Annotated in this window: 16 protein-coding genes; 15 read left to right on the top strand and 1 reads right to left on the bottom strand. The window is 47.0% G+C overall.

What is annotated here, in order from left to right:
• Positions 1-160 precede the first annotated feature (160 nt).
• From CWE13_RS10860 to CWE13_RS10790, 15 genes are all read left to right on the top strand, one after another.
• Positions 161-1,882 (top strand): HD domain-containing phosphohydrolase, encoded by a 1,722-nt coding sequence (locus CWE13_RS10860; protein WP_126808551.1) that lies wholly within the window; start codon positions 161-163, stop codon positions 1,880-1,882.
• Positions 1,883-2,038: 156 nt separating this feature from the next.
• A complete protein-coding gene (gene fliD, locus CWE13_RS10855) occupies positions 2,039-3,385 on the top strand; it encodes a flagellar filament capping protein FliD (RefSeq protein WP_126808549.1) in 1,347 nt (448 codons plus the stop codon).
• Positions 3,386-3,451: 66 nt separating this feature from the next.
• The gene (gene fliS / locus CWE13_RS10850; RefSeq protein WP_198677952.1) at positions 3,452-3,862 is read left to right on the top strand and encodes a flagellar export chaperone FliS; all 411 of its coding nucleotides are present in this window, start codon (positions 3,452-3,454) and stop codon (positions 3,860-3,862) included.
• Between the two features lie 2 nt (positions 3,863-3,864).
• Positions 3,865-4,218, top strand: a complete 354-nt coding sequence (locus tag CWE13_RS10845; RefSeq protein ID WP_157980966.1) for a flagellar protein FliT — start codon at positions 3,865-3,867, stop codon at positions 4,216-4,218.
• 61 nt (positions 4,219-4,279) lie between these two features.
• Positions 4,280-5,251 carry a flagellar hook-length control protein FliK gene (gene fliK / locus CWE13_RS10840; RefSeq protein WP_126808546.1) on the top strand — a complete coding sequence of 324 codons (972 nt, stop codon included), beginning with the start codon at positions 4,280-4,282 and terminating at the stop codon, positions 5,249-5,251.
• The gene (locus CWE13_RS10835; RefSeq protein WP_241973682.1) at positions 5,241-5,513 is read left to right on the top strand and encodes an EscU/YscU/HrcU family type III secretion system export apparatus switch protein; all 273 of its coding nucleotides are present in this window, start codon (positions 5,241-5,243) and stop codon (positions 5,511-5,513) included. The genes fliK and CWE13_RS10835 overlap by 11 nt, the downstream gene beginning before the upstream one ends.
• 440 nt (positions 5,514-5,953) lie before the next feature.
• Positions 5,954-6,256 (top strand): flagellar transcriptional regulator FlhD, encoded by a 303-nt coding sequence (locus tag CWE13_RS10830; protein ID WP_126808544.1) that lies wholly within the window; start codon positions 5,954-5,956, stop codon positions 6,254-6,256.
• A gap of 30 nt (positions 6,257-6,286) precedes the next feature.
• Positions 6,287-6,838, top strand: coding sequence for a flagellar transcriptional regulator FlhC (flhC, locus tag CWE13_RS10825; RefSeq protein ID WP_126808543.1), 552 nt, complete (start codon positions 6,287-6,289; stop codon positions 6,836-6,838).
• A gap of 214 nt (positions 6,839-7,052) precedes the next feature.
• A complete protein-coding gene (motA, locus tag CWE13_RS10820; RefSeq protein ID WP_126808541.1) occupies positions 7,053-7,919 on the top strand; it encodes a flagellar motor stator protein MotA in 867 nt (288 codons plus the stop codon).
• 2 nt (positions 7,920-7,921) lie between these two features.
• Positions 7,922-8,860, top strand: a complete 939-nt coding sequence (gene motB / locus CWE13_RS10815; protein ID WP_126808539.1) for a flagellar motor protein MotB — start codon at positions 7,922-7,924, stop codon at positions 8,858-8,860.
• A 137-nt stretch (positions 8,861-8,997) separates the two neighbouring features.
• Positions 8,998-10,200, top strand: a complete 1,203-nt coding sequence (gene flhB, locus CWE13_RS10810; protein WP_126808537.1) for a flagellar biosynthesis protein FlhB — start codon at positions 8,998-9,000, stop codon at positions 10,198-10,200.
• Positions 10,197-12,278 carry a flagellar biosynthesis protein FlhA gene (flhA, locus tag CWE13_RS10805; RefSeq protein ID WP_126808535.1) on the top strand — a complete coding sequence of 694 codons (2,082 nt, stop codon included), beginning with the start codon at positions 10,197-10,199 and terminating at the stop codon, positions 12,276-12,278. The genes flhB and flhA overlap by 4 nt, the downstream gene beginning before the upstream one ends.
• On the top strand, positions 12,278-14,422 hold the full coding sequence (gene flhF, locus CWE13_RS10800; protein ID WP_126808534.1) for a flagellar biosynthesis GTPase FlhF: 2,145 nt from the start codon (positions 12,278-12,280) through the stop codon (positions 14,420-14,422). The genes flhA and flhF overlap by 1 nt, the downstream gene beginning before the upstream one ends.
• Positions 14,415-14,906: a hypothetical protein gene (locus CWE13_RS10795; protein WP_126808532.1), complete on the top strand. Its 492-nt coding sequence runs from the start codon at positions 14,415-14,417 to the stop codon at positions 14,904-14,906. Before flhF ends, CWE13_RS10795 begins: the two co-directional genes overlap by 8 nt.
• A gap of 27 nt (positions 14,907-14,933) precedes the next feature.
• Positions 14,934-15,638 (top strand): RNA polymerase sigma factor FliA, encoded by a 705-nt coding sequence (locus tag CWE13_RS10790; protein ID WP_126808530.1) that lies wholly within the window; start codon positions 14,934-14,936, stop codon positions 15,636-15,638.
• Positions 15,639-15,765: 127 nt separating this feature from the next.
• On the opposite strand, the gene CWE13_RS10785 is transcribed toward CWE13_RS10790, so the two are convergent.
• Complete coding sequence (locus CWE13_RS10785; protein WP_126808528.1) at positions 15,766-17,355, bottom strand: serine hydrolase; 1,590 nt, start codon at positions 17,353-17,355, stop codon at positions 15,766-15,768.
• Positions 17,356-17,511 lie beyond the last annotated feature (156 nt).

The raw sequence follows: 17,511 nt of genomic DNA, 5'->3' as shown, positions 1-17,511 counted from the left end.
ACTGGGATTGATATCGCTGATGGACAGTTACCATCGGCTCAAATGTAACCTATGAACCGCCGTGGTACGGAACCGTATGCCCGGTGGTGTGAGAGGACGGAGGCCGTGAGGCCTCCTCCTACTCGATCAGGAAGAAGAATACTCACCCGTTTCGAGCAAAATGGAAGTTTCTGCATTACTCGAAACCATGACACAACCTGGCGCAGCACAGATTCGGCTTAATATTGCTGAAGCGAAAGTGTTTCCGGTGGTTTTGTTAGATATCAAGGATGAAGAGTATGTTGAGTATGATTTAACCGCGATTCGTGAGTTGGCTCCGAAACTGCGTCGGGGTGTTGAATTCATTCTTTTAGGGCAAAGTCACGCTGGTATGATTCGGTCAACGCCGATGAAGATGACTGAGTTTTCAGACAACGCCGGCAGGTTAGTTAGTAAATCGGCGTGGCCCGAGGGGTTAGATTTACGTCAGCGGAGATCTGCGTTTCGAGCTCAACTTCGCATTGGCATGGATGTAGGCGTTCGTTTGCGTGCGGAAGAAATTGTTAAAAAGCGCAAAAAAACAGGTCAAGAGGAAACGAACGCAACTGAAGAAGGTACGGAAGAAGCTACCGAAACCCGCACTATGGAACTTATCGGTGATTTGAAAGATCTTTCGGCGACGGGCGCGCTGGTTGATTTCTTTGCTCAAGATGGTGCATCTAAAGTTATTAATCATATGCGCTCTGAACTTGAAATATGTTTCCCGGATAGTACTGTTTTTCCAATCGTAGCGGATGTTCGCCATATAAAAACCGATCCCGACCGGCAAGTTTTAACAGTTGGCTTTGAATTTACAAATGTAAGTAAAGCGGATGAAAAACAACTTTGGACGTTTGTTCGTGAAATCGAAAGGGAAGCTTCGCGAAATGCCGGCGAAGGTTCTTCAAAAACGCCCTCACCTTTGTTTGAAGTAAAAGATGAAAGCGTATCCTTGGGGCGCCGGCAAGGGCATAAATATCCAACGCCAATAGCAAGAAGGCTGGCTCGCGTAGCCGGCTATTTGGATAGTCAAATGGTAGCGCTACGGCAAGGGCAAAAAATTAATTCCAGCCAGCTCTCAGCGCACGCCGATAAATTACTCGACATTATAAAAGACGACCGCGAAGGCGCACTATTTGCGTTGCGTTGTATTCACCGTGAATCCGCTTGGGTTATTCATGGCTTAAGTGTAGCTATTCGCGCGGTCGATTTAGCGCAAAGTGGTGCAAAACTCCCGCGTGAATTGGAAAAAGCTATTGTGGCATGTGGCATGTTGCATGATTTGGGCAAAGGGATGCTGCCGGGTTCACTATGGCGTGCTAGTACATTGAGCCGTGATTCCTATCTACGTATGCAATCTCATGTAGCACTATTAACTAACCAAATGGATAACTGTAAATGGCTTGCACCGGCAGTGGTGCAAGGCGTGCTTGAGCGCATTAATGAGCGGTTAGATGGCTCCGGCTATCCATTGGGGCTCAAGGGCGATGATTTGGGGCAGTTATCGCGCATGGTTGCAGTTGTTGATGCGGTTGATGCTATGTGCCGCCCGCGCGCCGATAGAGCGGGGCAAACAACAGAAACGGCATATCGTTACTTACTCGCTAATACAACGCAGTTCGATTATGACTGGATTGAACGGTACATTCGTCATTTTGGCATGATAGCGATAGGATCGCTTGTTCGTTACAAGTTAAACGACCAACTTGCATGGGTGACCGGCCTTGATGAAAGTAAGCAGATTCGTCAGGTAATTTTGACGACCCATGATGGGCCCCCTGATTCGGAGCTTGGAAACCCCGTTGAAGGAAGCGCGCTAGCTGAGCTTGGTGAGATTAAAGAAGTGCTCGAAACTGATTTCTAAAGTTTAGGTTTTGGCTGCCGATAATTTGAATTAGCAGTTTTTAATATGGCTTTTTCGGTGATTGCTACTGGAAAAAAGCTGACAAAATAAGCATGCTGTTGTTAAAAGCGCTATAATTTCGTTTCAACAACATGTGCAATTGCAAAAGGTAAAACAATGGCTTCAATTTCTGCATTAGGTATTGGTTCTGGTATGGACCTCAATGGGCTTCTCGATCAGCTGGCAGCAGCTGAACGTCAGAAGCTTCAGCCTATTACTCAACAGAAACAAGCACAGCAGGCGAAAATATCTGCTTATGGCCGGCTCGAAAGTGCATTATCTACTTTTCAAGATGCCGCTGCAAAGCTGAACAAACCAGAAACTTTCCAAGGTGTTAGTAGCGCGGTAGCGGGCTCTTCAGTGAGTGCGGCTGCCAGCTCAACAGCACCGATTGGTAGTTATCAAGTAAATGTTATTGACCGCGCGGAAGCTTATAGTGTGGCGACCAATGGTGTTGCTAGCCAAACCGATAATCTAGGCGGCGGCACGATTTCATTCTCTCTTGGTAATGGCGATACGTTTGCTGTTGATATTGACCCGGCGCAAAGTTCACTACAAAACATTCGAGATGCTATCAATGCCTCTGATGGTGGCGTGCAAGCTTCAATTGTGAATGATGGCTCCGGCACTCCCTATCGGCTTGTCGTCAGTTCGTTAGAAACAGGCACTGATGCTGCGGTTACCAATATAGATTTCGGCACATTGGGTGCAGAGCTCACGCTTGATGCTGCTACTGAACAACAAGCTCAAAATGCCATGTTAAATGTGAATGGTATTACCATCACAAGCCAGAGCAATCGCGTTGAAGGAGCCATTCAGGGCGTTACTTTAGATTTGCAAGAAGAAGGTAGTTCAACGGTTTCAATTACTCGCGATAACGAACTAACGCAAGAAGCAGTTACCGAATTTGTCGAGAAATATAACAATTTACAAAGCGTGATTGGCGAGCTCACTGCATTTGGCGGCGAGGGTGGTAATAACGGCCAGTTACTAGGTGACTCAACGCTTCGTACGGTGCAGCAGCGTATGCGAAGCATTATGGGTGAAGGCGTTGAGGAAGGTAATGCGCGAATGTTGCGTGATATCGGTATCGAACTTGAGCTCGATGGCACGTTAACCTTAGATGAAGCCAAGCTAAGTGATTTAACCGCAAATAATATGAACGATCTTAGTACGTTTTTCGCGGGTACTACAGCGGATGGCGGCCTAAGTGGCAAAATTGATTTGAGTATTTCACAGTTGCTACAGAGCGATGGCCCAATTAAGAACACGACCCAAGGCTTGGAAGCAAGCATAGGTAGGCTCGATGACCGCTTCATGAGAATGGAAGAAAGCATTGAGAAAACTATTGATCGGTATCGCTCTCAGTTCGCTCAGCTTGATTCGATGATTGCGAATATGAATTCAACGAGTAATTACCTAATGCAGCAATTTGATATGTTGAATGCGCAGATGGGCCAGTAATAAATTTAAAGAGTTAGTAAAGGCACTACCGGTTATACCGGTAAATCATAGAATAGGGGAACAGTTATGTATGCAATGCGTGGAGCTGCCGCTTATGGCCGAGTTAGCGTTGAAAGCAATGTGCTTTCTGCCAGCCCGCACCAACTGATCTCGATGTTGTTCGATGGCGCTCAAGCAGCAATTAAAGCGGCTAAGTTACACATGAGTAACGAGAATGTTGTTGAAAAAGGAAAAGCAATATCGAAGGCAATTGATATTGTAAATAGTGGGTTATTAGCCGCATTAGATAAAGAAAAGGGTGGCGAGTTAGCTGAACGGTTGGAAGGCCTTTATAACTATGTTTCTAATTTATTAGTGAAGGCTAACTTACACAATGATACTGCGAAGCTCGATGAAGCAGCAGAACTCCTTCAAAATATAGGTTCAGCATGGAAAGAGATTGGACAGCAAGCAGCATCAGCGAAGCAAGGCGCGTAAACATGGGTGCTCGGGCTTATTTAAAACCAGTAATGGATGGAGAAGAGGTTATTAGTGCTTACGAGCGGCTATTAAAATGCTCTTCCACTATGCTGGAACATGCCCGTGAAGATGATTGGACTAAACTTATCGAAAGTGAAGTTGCCTACGTAAGTGAAGTTGAGCGGTTACAAAAGCATGAACTCGATGCCATGTTGACCGAACAGCAACAAGAGCAGAAATTGGTGTTCTTGGAAACGTTGTTAAAGCAAGATAAGGAAATTCGTGAACGGCTTACGCAGCGTCGAACTGAGCTTGAAAAAATGCTCTCCTCGGCTTCGAAAAAAAGAAAAGTGGATAACGCCTACCTTTCTTAATTTATCAGACACTTGAGTTTTAAAGCGGCGTATTTGAAGTAAAGATTACCGGAGGTGAGGAATGAGCGGCATTACTCCGTTACTTGATACGCTACTGCACCAAGTTCTTGGCCCCAAGGGCGATCTCACCGCTCAAAAAAATCTAAATCAACCTGTGCGCCCAGTCGATCCGGGTGAGGGTCCGCGAGCTTTGCAAAGCGATTCCCGCCTCGATTCGCGCGCCAATTCGCAAGCGCATGCAGTGCAACCGAACCTTAGAACTGGTAGCAAATTCGCACAAGCATCCTATCAACAAATTCAGCCAGGCCTTCCGAGCCCGCCTTCGGCGCAAATTGCGCTGTCTGGTGCTGGCAAAGCGATTGCCGATGTCCTCATGCAATATCCAGCGCCGGGCTCAACGATTCGGCCTACGGCCCCCTTGATTCAACCGGGCGAAACTATATCAACAACGCTCTTGGCCGATCGGCTTGATTCGAGCATACGCAATAGTGGTGTGTTCTATGAAAGCACGCTAGGCAAGTGGTTTCGTGGTGAAATTCCGCGGGCAGCTTTGCAGCAGCAACCGCAAATGCAATTGCAAGCGCAACAGGAGGGGCGGGTTCTCAGCGGGCCGGTTCCGGAAGCGATGCAACCGATCGTTCGACAACAACTCGAAATGTTAACCACACCGGTATTACGCTGGGAAGGCGATCTGTGGTCTGGAATTTTTATGGCGTTATTTTTGCAGCCAGGGCAAGTAGAGCCCCGTAATCCCTCTGAGCAAAACCAGCAAAACGAGAAACATAAAGAGAAAAGTTGGCGCTCCGAGCTTGAACTGACGGTGCGCGGACTTGGCGCACTATCGGTAGGCGTGCATCTAAAAGAAAAGGAACTCCATTTGGTGTTTGTTGCGAATGATGATGTTGTGATGAAGCTAGAATCAAAAGAAAGTATTTTACGTGATAGATTACGTAAGTTAGGGCTTTCTGAAGTAACCGTTGAAACTCGGCAACGGTTAGCCGATGCAGATACCGAGGCTACAAATGATGAATGATGAAACTTGGGAAAAGCGGCGTGGTGCCGTAGCGCTGGGCTATAGCCAAACGAATCAACCGGAAATTCTGGCGCAGGGCTATGGTGAGTTCGCCGAACGTATTATTTCAGAAGCCGAGAAGCACGGTATATTTGTTCATGATGCTCCCGAGCTTGTGGGTCTATTGATGCATCTAAATCCAGATGACTACTTACCAGACTCACTGAAAGAAGTGTTGGTCGAACTTTTGATATGGCTACAGGAGGTTGCGGATAGCCATTGATGCTTAATTTTGCGGATTCACAAAAATTTAATCGTTTATTGATTTCCCTCAATCCACTAAATATCCACGATTAGTACACTATCTCCAAGAGCCTTACGGACCATCGTTTCCTGAGGATCTCACACCAATGCTAAGCAGATAAATCATAACCTTCCTGTTCAGCAATGACTTACAGCCTTTACAAAGATTTAGGGTTTCCCCTTAAATACTTCTGGATTACCATAGATTATAAATTTATTGTAAACATTGTTGATTATGATCGTCACGTCACAGCTTGACGGAAAGATTGATAGCCTGTATCACTAACACTGTGTTAACAGAAAGTAATAATAATAGTTAATGATTTTGGCTACCAAGTTGGTGCAGGTGTATGCTCTGCGTACGCAAAATGTTTGTTTTATGCGCTCATTCTCCGTTGGAGAAGAACAGGGGATTAGATTTTGGAAACCACAAAAACGATTGAAGAGTTCCAAGAACTCAACCTTGCATACCTACTTCTGATTCAAAAAATGTTGTCAGAAGACCGCGATTCAGCGATGTTTCGGCTGAAGTTATCGAGTGAAATGGCTGACTTAATCTCGTCTATGTCGATTCGCGAGATTACTTGGTTAGCAACACAAGGCCAGTTCGTGCTTCGGCCTTGCGCTGATAATGCTGAGCAACTTGCTCATATTTTGCGCAGTAAACGTGAAACAGGCCTAACGCACACCCATCTTGCAATGTTAATGGCATCTACCCGCTAATATCGCGGCTAGAGCCTAGGGTGTAGCGCTTTGTCAGAAAAAAAGCTTCTTGATGAAATGAATCAAGTGCAGTTAGCTATCGAGCTAATTGAACTGGGAGCTCGGCTACAAGTTTTAGAATCAGAAGTAGAGTTAAATCGCGGCCGGTTGGTTCGTTTATATAAAGAAGTACGGGGGGAATCTCCGCCGAAAGGCTTGTTGCCGTTCTCTACCGACTGGTTCATGACATGGCTCCCTAATATTCATTCTTCTTTGTTTTATTCTATCTATTTGAAGCTTTCAGATAGCGAAAAGGTAGACCGCATGACAGCGTTTACCAAAGCCTACCGTTTGTACAACGAACATGTCGACTCGACCGGGGGAGAGCAAGTTTTAGGGCTCACCCGGGCGTGGACACTACTGCGTTTCTTTGAAAGTAATATGTTTCAACTTTCTACCTGCAATCAATGCCAATTACCGTTTGTTAATCATGCGCATACGCCAGATGACGACTACGTGTGTGGAATTTGTCAGCCGCCATCGCGAGCAGGAAAACCTGGTAAAAAGAAACCTACTGGTAAAATTAAGGAAGGCAGTAACTAGCTAATAAGTGACTCTAGAGATCCATGTAGAGCAAGAAAATAGCAAAACCTGGAATTTTTAAAACCCTCTATCTTCCGCAAATTAGTACTCAAGTTTTCACAGCTGATGCCGATAGCTCGTATACATAAATAGTTTAAGCGAACTGTGCACGTTCCACATCTAACTGCACATCCAGCGAAACTACCTAAGAAAGTAATATAATGAGGGGTAATTTGTGCTCATCGCCATTGGATTTATAGTTGTTATCTTCTCAGTGTTTGGGGGCTTCGCTATGGCAGGCGGTGCTTTGGGCCCTTTGTGGCAGCCGTTCGAGGTGCTCATGATCGGCGGTGCTGGGGTTGGCGCATTTATTGCTGCGAATAACGGGAAAGGCATCAAAGCAACGTTCAATGTTGCTAAAAAGCTAAAAGCCACCACCAAATACAATAAAAATGTGTATATGGAACTGATGTCAGTTCTTTACAAAATACTCAATAAAATGCGCAGAGATGGCATGTTGGCGGTAGAGCGAGACATCGAAGAGCCAATGGAGAGCCCCATCTTTCAAGAGCATCCTCTAGTTCTCGAGGATGACATGATCCGAGATTTCATCACGGATTATCTACGCTTAATGATCAGCGGAAATATGAACCCACAAGAACTTGATGAGCTTATGCTGCATGAGATTGAGTCGTTTGAAACTGAGGCGCATGTGCCAGCTGATGCAATCGCAAAAGTAGGCGATGCCATGCCAGCGTTTGGTATCGTTGCGGCTGTTCTCGGTGTAGTAAAAGCATTAAGTAGTGCCGATGCATCTCCGGATGTGATGGGGGAAATGATTGCCCATGCGTTGATCGGAACATTTTTAGGTATTTTATTGGGTTACGGCTTTATCAATCCAATTGCTAGTCGTGTTGAACGGCAGGTAGCGGAAGCTATGAAGGCTTTACAGTGCGTGCGCGTTACGTTGCTAGCAAGTATGGGCGGATATGCACCGCAGTTAGCGGTGGAATTTGGCCGTAAAGCTCTCGACACTGTGGAACGCCCATCGTTTAATGAACTTGAAGATCATGTTCGTGGCAATAAGCCCGCGGAGTCGTAAACATGGCTGAAGAACATCGCCCGATAATCATCCGCCGAAAGAAAGTGGTGCAAAAGCACCATGGTGGGTCGTGGAAAATAGCACTTGCTGATTTCATGACAGCGTTGATGGCGTTGTTCCTAGTGATGTGGATACTATCAACCGGCGATGAAGAAACCCGGCAAAGCGTTGCAGAGTATTTTCGGACTCCATTAGTTGTGGCCATGGCGGGTGGCGATAGGGAGAACTCCGCGAGCTCCGTGATTCAGGGCGGTGGTCCGGATAGCACGCATTCATCAGGTGAGCAAGCCCGTATCGACTATCGCATGCAAACGCGGCCAGCCGATGTGCGGCGACAATTCCAGAACATTCAACGGCAAATCGAGCGAGCTATTCAGGCAGATCCTGTGTTACGCCAACTAGAAGCACAAATGCGTTTAGATTTAACTCGCGAAGGCCTGCGAATTCAGATGATGGATACCGAAAAACGGCCTATGTTTGAGATTGGCTCGCCTACGGTAGCCCCGTATATGAGCCGATTATTGCAAACCGTAGCACCTATTTTAAATTCAGTGGATAACGCGCTAACCATTAGCGGCCATACCGATAGCATTCCTTATGCAGGTGGCTACGTTGGGTATAGCAATTGGGAGCTATCATCAGATCGGGCAAATGCATCACGTCGAGAGTTAGTTGCCGGCGGCATGGACCCAAATAAATTACTTTCGATTTCCGGCGTTGCCGATCGTATTCCTCTGGAAGGCGCGGATCCTCGAGATCCTATGAATAGAAGAATTACACTCATTCTACACACTGAACAGTCAGCCGAATTTATTCGCCGGCAAGGGCTTCTACCGGGAGACGCAGAAGAATTTGAACGTCTCCTAGAGCAGGATTCAGAAGCAGAGCTTGGTGAAGGTGGTGTTTCTATAGATGAAGAGCCGCAAGGATTCTTCCTATAGCTTTAAATATTTCTTCCAGAACCTACCTACAAAACGAAAAGCGCCAATAAAGAGGCGCTTTTTTTCCATTCGATTTTCCTTTCCTTCTGGCAGAATATCGGCTAAATCCCCGATAATGCCCAGAGAAACGCTTAGAAATGGCAGAGCAGAGCACAAGCGACGATTCTGAAAAAACAGAACCCGCCACACCCAGGCGCTTACAAAAAGCGCGGGATGAGGGGCAAGTTGCGCGATCGCGAGAATTGACCACTTTCGTGTTGTTGTTCGGTGGTATTATTGGTCTCTGGGGTATGAGTTCAATGCTCTACGAGCAGCTTGGAACGGTAATGGAGCAGGCGTTCTTGTTTGAGCGAATGCATGCTTTTGAGCCCGAACCTATGCTCTCTAAAGTAGCTAATTTAGCATTGCAAAGCCTATATGCTTTGATGCCGTTATTTATTCTCATGGTTGTATTGGCACTAGTGGCACCTGCTTTATTAGGTGGCTGGATAGTTTCGGCAAAAGGAATGAAGCCGCAACTCTCGAAATTAAACCCTGCAAAAGGTTTAAAGCGGATTTTTTCCAGCCAAGCATTAGCCGAGCTGGGCAAGGCAATTGCAAAAACAACGTTAGTCGGTGGCGTTTTAGTGGTGTTTTTGGTTACGCGTCAAGGCGAATACATGGGGTTAATGGGGCAACCGGTGCAACTAGCCCTTACCAATGCCCTCAAGTTGGCGGCCGAAGCTGCGGTACTCATGGTGCTCACTTTGATTGTGGTTGTTTTAATTGATGTGCCTTATCAGCTTTATAGTCATACGAAAAAGCTGAAAATGACCAAAGAAGAAGTAAAGCGTGAACACAAAGAAACTGAGGGTGATCCGCACGTTAAAGCAAGAATTCGGGCCCAGCAGCAGGCTATTTCCCGCGGCCGTATGATGAGCAAAGTGCCGGAAGCCGATGTTATTATTACCAACCCAACGCATTTTGCGGTGGCATTAAAGTATGATGACAAAAATATGGGCGCGCCGAGATTGGTTGCCAAAGGCTCAGATGCTGTAGCTGCAAAGATTCGGGAGCTTGGTGAAGAGCATAATATTCCGCGCCTAGAAGCGCCGGCACTAGCCCGGGCTTTGTTTTACAACGTAGATTTAGAGCGAGAAGTACCAACGGCCCTGTACACAGCTGTTGCTGAAGTATTGGCGTGGGCTTTCCGATTGAAGCAAATCAAGGTAGAAGGTGGTGATATTCCGCCAACACCGAAGAATCTGGTAGTACCAAAACAGATGGCTGAACGTAAAGTACATCCGCGCCATCAACAAGATAGTGAGCCAAATCAAACTCCCGAGGAGGGGAATGAATGAAGGGGATAATGCCTTCACTGAATCAATTCGGTAAATTAGCCGATGGCCGTTTGCAAATGCTGATCGGCCCGATTCTGATCCTGATGATCTTGGCTATGATGGTTTTGCCATTACCGCCCTTTGTTTTGGATTTACTCTTCACATTTAACATCGCCTTAGCACTTATGGTGCTGTTGGTGAGTATGTTCGCAGAAAAGCCCCTTGATTTCGCCGCGTTCCCAGCCGTTCTATTATTTACTACCTTGCTTCGTTTATCACTGAACGTTGCATCTACCCGGGTGGTATTAATGGACGGCCATACCGGAGGTGACGCCGCGGGTAAAGTAATTGAATCGTTTGGTCAGTTTCTTGTGGGTGGTAACTTCGCGGTTGGCTTAGTTGTGTTCCTGATTCTCGTCATCATTAACTTTATGGTTATTACTAAAGGTGCTGGGCGAATCGCTGAAGTTGGCGCACGTTTTATGCTCGATGCTATGCCGGGCAAGCAAATGGCTATTGATGCTGATTTGAATGCGGGTTTGATTGGTGAGGAAGATGCTCGGCGTCGTCGTTCTGAAGTTGCGCAAGAAGCCGATTTCTACGGCTCTATGGATGGTGCCAGTAAGTTTGTTCGCGGTGATGCTGTAGCTGGCTTAATCATCATGGTGGTTAACATCATTGGTGGTTTGTTGATAGGCACCATGCAGCACGGCCTTAGCTTTGGCGATGCAGCGCAAACTTATATTTTGCTCGCGATCGGTGATGGCCTAGTAGCGCAGATCCCGGCCTTGGTTATCTCTACCGCTGCAGGTGTTACCGTTTCACGGGTAAACACCGATCAAGATGTTGGCCAGCAAATGGTAAGCCAACTCTTTGTTAATCCGAAAGTGATGATCTTGGCAGCAGTGGTAATCGGCTTGCTTGGTTTAGTGCCAGGAATGCCGAATTTCGTGTTCTTATTGTTTACAGCGTCGTTAGGCTTTATGGCTTGGCGTATTATGGTTAAGCAAAAACAAAAAGCTGCGATATTGCCAGTTGAGGAAGGCCCAGTAACACAATTTGAATCGCCCGAAGCCAGTTGGAAAGATGTTCAACTGGTAGATACGTTAGGGATGGAAGTAGGGCATCGCTTAATTTCTTTGGTAGATGACCGGCAGCAAGGTGAGTTATTAGTTCGTATTAAAAGTGTACGGAAGAAGTTTGCCCAAGATGTCGGCTTCTTACCGCCGGTAGTACATATTCGAGATAACTTAGAATTACCCCCGAATAGCTATGTGATCACGCTGAAAGGTGGCGAAGTTGGCCGGGCAGATATTTATCCTGATAAGTGGCTTGCGATAAACCCAGGGCAAGTAACGGGAGAAGTGGATGGTATTAAAACGACCGATCCAGCTTTCGGCTTAGATGCGGTTTGGATTGATGCTGGCGAACGCGAACACGCTCAGATATATGGCTACACCGTAGTGGATGCAAGCACCGTAGTGGCCACCCACTTAAATCATTTATTACAAAGATTCTCGGGTGAATTATTGGGCCGTTCTGAAGTTCAACAGTTAGTAGATAAGCTGGCAGAAGAGAATAAAGGCTTGGTTGAAGATGTGGTGCCGAAGTGTGTGTCGCTCACCGTATTGCAGCGTATTTTACAGAACCTACTGGATGAAGAAGTGCCGATTCGGGATATGCGTACCATCTTTGATACACTAGCTGAATTTGAAGGCCAACAGCCGGAAGCACATGAGTTAACAGCACAAGTTCGTTTAGCGTTAGGGCGAGCCATTACCCAGAAATGGTTTGGCGGCGCGCGCGAACTACATGTGTTGGGATTAGATGTCCGCCTTGAGCAGGTGTTGATGCAAGCCATGAATAATGGCGGTGCGCTGGAGCCAGGCTTAGCGGCAACGTTGCAAGAACAAGCTCGAATTGCACTAGAGCGGCAGGAATCAATGGGTGAACCGCCAGTATTGGTAGTGCAGCACGGATTACGGCCATTGTTGGCCCACTTCCTGCGCCGCCAGTTACGTTATTTGGTGGTAATGTCCCAAGCCGAAGTTCCGGATGATAGAACACTGAAAATTACCGCTTTAATCGGAGATAAATAATGAGTGTAAGGCGCTATTTTGGTGCCAATAATCGTGATGCTATGCGCCAAGTTCGAGAAAGCTTGGGGCCCGATGCCATGATCTTGTCGTCTCGCCAACTTGATGATGGTTACGAGATTTTAGCCATGGCGGAAGATGCATTGGATGAAAAAGTGGCTCAGGCGGATAGCCCGGCCCCAAATGATTTTGCGGCTTTGGCGCAACGGTTGCTGAGTGAAGTGCAAGAAATGCGCAGTATGCTTAACAATCAGCAGAAAAAAGCGGCGCCGGCAATTCATCCGATTCGTGAAATGGTGAACATTTTACAGGCTGCTGGGTTTGGCACGGAGTTGATTCGCGAGCTTGCCAGTGTGATGCCGAAAAAGTGCACTGATGTAAGCGCGTGGTTGCATGAGCAATTACAGCAACGTATTCAATTACCTAATTTCCCTGCCGAATTATTTACTGATGGTGTTATTGCATTGGTAGGGCCTACGGGGGTTGGTAAAACAACCACAACCGCAAAGCTTGCAGCCCACTACGTGATGCAGTTTGGGCCTGAACAGTTACTGCTTGTAACTACGGATGGATATCGCGTTGGAGCACGAGAGCAACTTAAAATTTATGCAGGCTTGTTAGATGTTGATATGCACGCGCTTGAAGAGGGTGAAAAACTAGACGTTCTACAAGATAAAATGCGTGGCAAGAAACTGGTGTTGATTGATACTGTGGGCATGAGCCAACGTGATCAGCGCCTTACGCAGCGCATTGCAGACCTACAAACAGGTACGCAAAGTGCGGCAAAAACCCGGTTGGTTCTGGTGTTAAATAGTGCTAGCCAGCGGGAAAATTTAGATGAGGTTGTGCAGCTATTTCAAAAAATGGCAAAGCAAACCAATATGCTAATCAACGATTGTATTATATCAAAGGTTGATGAATCAGTGCGCTTGGGTGGTGCGATTGATGTATTGATTCGACACGGGTTGATACTGCATTTTGTTTCCAATGGACAGCGCGTTCCAGAAGATTTGGAGCTGCCAGATACAACTAATTTGGTGAATTTAGCATTAAATAGTGCAGCAGCGGAATATGCCGAATTTAGCCAGTGGTTAGCGAATTACAATGCCGAGAGCAATACCCCGAGCCGAGCGTCATCGGGCACACTGCAGGCGCAAGGCAAAACGCTCGCGAGCTTATACGACCAGCTTCGTAACGATTTACCTGGTTTTGCCAATGTCGAGGAGTTACTCGCTATTGCTGAAGCACCTGCTACGCAGCAAAGCACAGCTCTCGATCAATGGTTTGCAAACGTGGCTAAGATAACAGAAGGTGTTAGGCCAGCCAGCATGCATTGGGCTCGGCCAAAGCCAGTTGCTGGCGTGAAATGGCACCTCGCTAACCTTCCAGCTAATTCCTCGAGTTGCTTGCTACCACTGCCTATAGCGTTGGCGGATGGCAAAGAGCGAGATATAACCGAGATCAGTGCTAGCCTTGGTATACAGCAACATATTTTCCAAATGCTGCCAACGGAACAAGAATTAAACTGGCTGCAAGATAAACAATGGGTTGCTGTGATCAACCGTAATCAGCGCGTTTACGTTGGCAGTGCGGATGACCGTTTGGCAGCGCTTTCTTTGCGGCAAAAGATGCAAAAATCGTCTACGTCACCCATGCAATACCGGGGTGAAGCAGCTAAACTTTCTTTAGGGTTTATAACGGTTCGGCTTTCGCGTGGTGGGGGTGAGTACAGATTATGGTATGGCGAGCTTAACGCCAGCTCACGTAATGCCGATTTAGTTCGGCGCTTTTGGTTAACCCCCGTTACGCTCCCGGAAGAAAATGCGAAGGGTTTGATTATTGGTCAACTCTTGGGTGATGAAGCTGCAAGTTTAACGCGGCAAGCTTTTGGGCTATTGCAAAAAAGCGGGTATGATCATTGCTCACAACCGGTTTTGGTTGCATTAGCAACAAGTTTAGCGGCAAGTGCCATTCATGTTGAGCACAGCATGTTGCCGGCATTCAATACAGCGCGCCAGAGGTTATTAAGCCTACCGGGCAAGCGCGGAAAAGCAAATGCACAAAAAATATTAGCAGGGCTAATTCATTTACTAGAAGCTACGGTAGCAATGCAAATTATGTCGGCAGCAGGAGTTCGAAGTGAGTAGTGATCAAGCCGCCGGATTAAGAGATTGGGCAACTAAAAATAGAACACCTGATAGTGCCGCATCACCAGAGTATTCGTTGGTGGTTATAGGGCTACCTTCGCGAGGCGATGGCGATACCCAAGCGGTACGAAAACAACTAAGTAGATTGGCTGAACAAGGCCGGCGCTGGGTAGGAGATCCCGAATCTTGGGAATTAATACCAGCGGAGTTTGTGCACACCGACATGCAAGAACTTGCGGAACGCTTTCCGCGTTGGGCATTATGGGTTGAGCCGGATACAAATGGCTTTCAACGTGCTTATAATGCTATGCGAAAACTGCATGTTAGTGGAGGGCCGCAGCGTATTCTATTATTGCACCCTCCGGTGGTTTCTACTCGGGGCTTGATCAACAATGTTCGTGAGTGTGCGCGCAATTTCTTTAATCTTGATTTAATTTGTGTGCGTTACTCAAGCGAAAGCATGAACACAGAGAGTGGCACTTAAACCAGATTCAAGGGCAAATACGAGTTTATGTATACAGCACAAGGCAAAATGAATCGGGAATCGGTTCTGCAGCAATACTACCCAACGGTTCGGCGGCAAGCGCTCTCGTTGCAGGTAAGGCTGCCGGCCGGTGTCGATATTGATGATCTTATTCAGGCTGGCCTTGAAGGATTGCTGGATGCCTTTGGACGCTTTGATCCAACTGCTGGCGCTGCATTCTCAACTTTTGCGCATCAGCGTATCCGCGGTGCAATGATTGATGAGTTGCGTTCTCGCGATTGGTTGCCCCGTAGTGTAAGGCGGAATGCTCGCGATGTGGAAGCGTGTATGCGTAAGCTTGAGCATCAGTTGGGTCGAGTACCGGAAGAAAGAGAAATAGCCGAAGCCTTAGATATGCCTTTGGAGGAGTATCAGAAACTGTTGTTAGATACTAATAATGGTTTGGTGCTTTCTTATGATGAAGTGGTAACGGAACAAACTGAGCTGAGTGGTAATGGCGGCGCTCATGATTCTCCGGCTGAGGCATTGTTCTCAGGTGAACGTAAAGAGTTGATAGCGCACGCAATCGGAAGTTTACCGGAGAAAGAAAAGTTGGTCATGGCACTATATTATCAAGAGGAACTGAACCTAAAAGAAATTGGTGCGGTGCTTGATGTTACTGAATCACGGGTATCGCAATTACATAGCCAAGCCATTAAACGCATTCGTGCTCATATTTTAGATGATTTGTAAGTGCTCACTATCGCTCGAGGCTTTATTTTTTTGCTTTAGTTTGATTCTTTTAGAGAAGCGCCAGTGATTTTTTAACGATCACTGGCGTTTTTTGTGGGCGCAAACCATACGCCTCAGAAATTATCATTTACTGGCGTTTAAAGCTTACATCGCGAGAATAGGATGTTGGATAAATGCCTACTTGCAGCATATGTGGCCGCAGTGTCCACGTTACCTCTAGGCTTGCTGGCTTGCCATCACGGCCGCGCGTGAAGTGAACAAATTTCTCGCGTTGCGCTCGGTTACGCCAAACTGCGCGATAGGTATCGTGGTACCAATGCTCTAAATCGAGAATCGAAATACCATCATTCCAAAAATGCAGGGACAAACCACCATCAGCGTTTGTAAATACGGTTACCTCTCCGTATTGCGGATCCGTGTAGCTACCAAGAAGTTGCTCAGCGGGCATACTCGGCGTTGTGTTTAATTCCCGCTTTGCTTCGATTGCTTGGCGTGCCGTCAGCACACGCTCGTATTGCGCATTGTAGGCCTCGAAATATTCACTGTTCCAATCTTGTTCTGGCAACTCCGCCATACGATCAACCACCGTATTTACCAGAGCGTGCATGTAGGTACTAAACGTATTCGTAATGACTACAATACCCAAATCAAGTTCCGGCACTAATACGAGCGATGTATTGAAGCCATCGGTAGCACCACCATGTTGGCTCCGTTGGAAGCCTTTATATTCATCAAGTGTCCATGCAAAGCCATAAGCGCGTACCGCATCGGTGCGCTCCCCACGGCTGAGTGCAACTTGCGGCTGATGCATTTCCGCCATTACCGCTTCGCTCAATAAACGTTTACCTTCATATACGCCCGGCTCCCCAAGCTGTAATCGCATCCATTGCGCCATATCATATGCGGTGGTATTCACAGACGCCGACGGGCCAACATTATCGAAGTTACGGCGTGGAATTTCTACCAGCTCACCGTCGATCCATTGGTGTGGCCATGCGATATTACTGTCGGTTTCCGCGAACTGCGTAATCGATGTATTTGAACGGGTCATATTGAGAGGCGCAAATAGCCGCTCGGCCATTACGGTATCCCAGCTTTTGCCGGTGATAGCCGCTACGATTTCACCGGCAACCGAGTACATGACATTGCTATACACATAGCGCGAACGAAAAGGCGCTTCAAATTCGTGATAACGCATTTGCCGGATAACAGTTTCACGATCTGCTGTAGGCATGAACTGGATTCGATTTCCCGTCATTCGGCCGACACCTACTTGGTGCGTGAGCAAATCACGAATACGCACTTCTTGGGTGACCCAAGGATCAGCGAGTTGAAACCATGGCAGGTGATCAATAACCCTGTCGTCCCAATCAAGTTTACCTTCATCTACTAGCATGCCAAGGGTAGCGACCGTCATTGCCTTTGATGTAGAAGCCACGCCGAAAAGGGTATCGGGATTCACAGCTGCAGTTTCGCTTTGCTTGAGTACACCGTAACCCGATAGGTGAATGATTTCGTCTTTATGCACAACCGCAATGGCTACACCTGGAATACCCCATTGCGCACGAGTGCGTTCGATATGTTCATGCAAATCACCGAGTTTGGGCTCAACGTTGGTAATTGGCTCGGCAGTGCTGGCGCACACTAGTTGCGTGGAAAGGGCGAGCGCGGCGGTAAAACTAGCGAAAAGAGCAGGTTTGCGAATGAGTTTTGCCATGGTTTTTCCTTTGAATTTTGTTTTTTCTAGAGTAATGCATAATGGAATTGGGTGCACGTTACGCGCATTGGCCAATAAAATTTTCACGCGTTCTACATTATTCCGGGGTTTATCCGCGAGGATCCGCGACAAAAACCTGATTTCACGGTAATCTAA

It is taken from the genome of Aliidiomarina shirensis, from assembly GCF_003987345.1.
Taxonomy (GTDB): domain Bacteria; phylum Pseudomonadota; class Gammaproteobacteria; order Enterobacterales; family Alteromonadaceae; genus Aliidiomarina; species Aliidiomarina shirensis.
The sequence above is the reverse complement of the archived record's forward strand: the minus strand, read 5'-3'. Positions and strand labels throughout refer to the sequence as shown.

What these genes read in the sequence shown, in the direction of transcription:
- CWE13_RS10860 (WP_126808551.1), top strand. Translation starts at nt 161, where the DNA reads ATGGAAGTTTCTGCATTACTCGAAACCATGACACAACCTGGCGCAGCA.
- fliD (WP_126808549.1), top strand. Translation starts at nt 2,039, where the DNA reads ATGGCTTCAATTTCTGCATTAGGTATTGGTTCTGGTATGGACCTCAAT.
- fliS (WP_198677952.1), top strand. Translation starts at nt 3,452, where the DNA reads ATGTATGCAATGCGTGGAGCTGCCGCTTATGGCCGAGTTAGCGTTGAA.
- CWE13_RS10845 (WP_157980966.1), top strand. Translation starts at nt 3,865, where the DNA reads ATGGGTGCTCGGGCTTATTTAAAACCAGTAATGGATGGAGAAGAGGTT.
- fliK (WP_126808546.1), top strand. Translation starts at nt 4,280, where the DNA reads ATGAGCGGCATTACTCCGTTACTTGATACGCTACTGCACCAAGTTCTT.
- CWE13_RS10835 (WP_241973682.1), top strand. Translation starts at nt 5,241, where the DNA reads ATGATGAATGATGAAACTTGGGAAAAGCGGCGTGGTGCCGTAGCGCTG.
- motB (WP_126808539.1), top strand. Translation starts at nt 7,922, where the DNA reads ATGGCTGAAGAACATCGCCCGATAATCATCCGCCGAAAGAAAGTGGTG.
- flhB (WP_126808537.1), top strand. Translation starts at nt 8,998, where the DNA reads ATGGCAGAGCAGAGCACAAGCGACGATTCTGAAAAAACAGAACCCGCC.
- flhA (WP_126808535.1), top strand. Translation starts at nt 10,197, where the DNA reads ATGAAGGGGATAATGCCTTCACTGAATCAATTCGGTAAATTAGCCGAT.
- flhF (WP_126808534.1), top strand. Translation starts at nt 12,278, where the DNA reads ATGAGTGTAAGGCGCTATTTTGGTGCCAATAATCGTGATGCTATGCGC.
- CWE13_RS10790 (WP_126808530.1), top strand. Translation starts at nt 14,934, where the DNA reads ATGTATACAGCACAAGGCAAAATGAATCGGGAATCGGTTCTGCAGCAA.
- CWE13_RS10785 (WP_126808528.1), bottom strand. Translation starts at nt 17,355, where the DNA reads ATGGCAAAACTCATTCGCAAACCTGCTCTTTTCGCTAGTTTTACCGCC.